Below are 1897 nucleotides of genomic sequence, written 5' to 3'. Positions count from 1 at the left end.
GGGCGGCGGCGCGGGCGAGGATGGTGGAGACGGCGGTGGTGTCGGCCGGCTTTGGCGGGCTGGCCGGGGCCGCGCCGGAGGCAGCGGCGGGTTCGGCGGCGGTGGCTTCGAATTCGCGGATGACGATGGCCATCATGTCCTCCTGAAACCAAGCGAGAGGCTGGGCGGTTTCGCCGCGACGTCGATCAGCTGGCCGCTTTTCAGGCGCAGCGGGTCCTCGATGCCGTTGGCGCTGGCGACCGCTTTCCAGTCGGACCCACCGACCGACAGTCCGATCGACGCGCTGGCCGAAAAACCGCCGCCCAGCCTGCCGCTGCCGCCATCACGCCCGGCCATCTGCTGCAGGCTGTCGCCTTCGCGCGCCGGGGCGAGCGGAGCCTGGCCCGGTGTCGGCAGCCGGCCATCGCCCTTGAACTGGCTGACCAGGATCTTCTGCTGGCCCAGCGTCACGCTCATCTGCGCGCGCAGCGGCTTGCCTTCCGGGCTGAAGAATTCGAGCGTTTCCTCAAGTCCTTCCAGGATCCCGTCGAAGAGGAAATTGCCCCAGGAAAAGCGGGTGGCGGGCGGCGCCAGCTTCTTCTTGTCGCCGGGGATGGGGGACGGTGTCATGAAATAGATCACCTCGGTGGTGAGCCGGCGCACGTCGTCGAACGGGTTTTGGCTCATGGCGGTGACGTCGAACCACAAGGTGAGCGCCAGCTTGGTGGTGCCGGCGCCGACGAATTGCCGGCCGCTGGTGCCGGCGGACTGATCGCCGCCTTCGGGCTGCACCAACTGGTTGGCGAAGCTGACTTTCAGGCTTTCCGGGTTGAACTGGACGGCGATCTTCTTGCCGCCGGGCTTTTCGGCGGTGAAATCGGCGTCCAGCTCGATGAACTGGGCCTGGGCCAGCTTGGCGGGCGCGGTCATGCGGCCTTCCCCGGCTTGAGGGTCAGCGTCTCGTAGGCGATCTGCAGCTCCTCGATGGCGACGCTGCTGGACGTGGCGTTGAGCGCTGGCGCCTTCAGTTTCACCGGCAGACAGCGGGAGAGCAGGAAGCGCGCCTTTTCGCCGCCATCCGGGGCGAGCAGGATCACTTCGGCATCGGCGCGCAGGAAGGGATCGGCGATGGCATCGGTGAACCAGGTCCACAGCCCGAAATCGCTGGTGACGCCGCGCTTGAGCGCCAGGTTGGCATAAGAGACCGCCCCGCCCGACCGGATCATGCGGGCCTGATCGGCACCGTCGCGGATGGTTTTCACATCCTGCGTCATTTCCAGCCCGTCGCATTCGGCAAAGGCACCGCCGACCAGCGGATTGGCCTCGCCGGGGCGCATGATTTCCACCGCAAAGGCAAAGCCGGTGAAGGGGCGCAGTTCGGCCATCATGCCCCTCCCAGTGAAAGCGCGCCGCCACTGCGGGTGAGCACGACGGAGAGGAAACGCAGCGGCTGCTGCGGGGCGACGGCGACTTCGATCACCAGTTCGCCGCGGTCGCGGTTGCTGCCCGGCGCGGCGATCATGATGCGCCAGCTGTCGCCGCCGCCGCGCCCGGCAAGCGCGCCGCGGCGGAACAGATCGTCGGCCATCTGGGACAAGCGCCGGTCGAGCGTTCGTTCCAGCGTGTCACCCCAGGCTTCGAACACCAATTGCTGGCCCAGCCGCAGCACGTGGCGGCGCAGCAACATGATCAGGCGGCGGCTGGAGTGGAAACGCCAGTCGGCTTCGGGTGACAGGCTGAACAGATCGGCGGCGATGAAGCCATCGGGTGCGGCCTTGATCAGGTTGATGCCGGCGAGGGCGAACCGGTCTTGCGTGTCGGCTGGCAGGGCCGGCAGCAGCGCCACGATGTCGGGCAGCGGTTGGCCGGCCTGGCCCATCCAGGCGCCCACCGTGGCGGCGGCGCGGGCGAGGCCGCC

3 protein-coding genes are annotated in these 1897 nt (G+C 68.4%); all 3 read right to left on the bottom strand.

The annotated features are described in order from the left end of the window. Positions 1 to 132: 132 nt before the first annotated feature. The gene (locus GJ693_RS15780; RefSeq protein ID WP_156257186.1) at positions 133 to 909 is read right to left on the bottom strand and encodes a CIS tube protein; all 777 of its coding nucleotides are present in this window, start codon (positions 907 to 909) and stop codon (positions 133 to 135) included. After that, a complete protein-coding gene (locus tag GJ693_RS15775) occupies positions 906 to 1367 on the bottom strand; it encodes a phage tail protein (RefSeq protein ID WP_235902991.1) in 462 nt (153 codons plus the stop codon). The genes GJ693_RS15780 and GJ693_RS15775 overlap by 4 nt, the downstream gene beginning before the upstream one ends. Beyond that, the coding region (locus GJ693_RS17180) for a hypothetical protein (protein WP_197042281.1) at positions 1364 to 1897 on the bottom strand (534 nt) is incomplete at its 5' end. The genes GJ693_RS17180 and GJ693_RS15775, both read right to left, overlap by 4 nt.

The organism is Sandarakinorhabdus oryzae (assembly GCF_009733735.1).
Classification (GTDB): Bacteria; Pseudomonadota; Alphaproteobacteria; order Sphingomonadales; family Sphingomonadaceae; genus Sandarakinorhabdus; species Sandarakinorhabdus oryzae.
The sequence above is the reverse complement of the archived record's forward strand: the minus strand, read 5'-3'. Positions and strand labels throughout refer to the sequence as shown.

Bases quoted from the DNA above. Each gene is read 5' to 3' on its own strand.
- GJ693_RS15780 (WP_156257186.1), bottom strand. From the start codon at position 909: ATGACCGCGCCCGCCAAGCTGGCCCAGGCCCAGTTCATCGAGCTGGAC.
- GJ693_RS15775 (WP_235902991.1), bottom strand. From the start codon at position 1,367: ATGATGGCCGAACTGCGCCCCTTCACCGGCTTTGCCTTTGCGGTGGAA.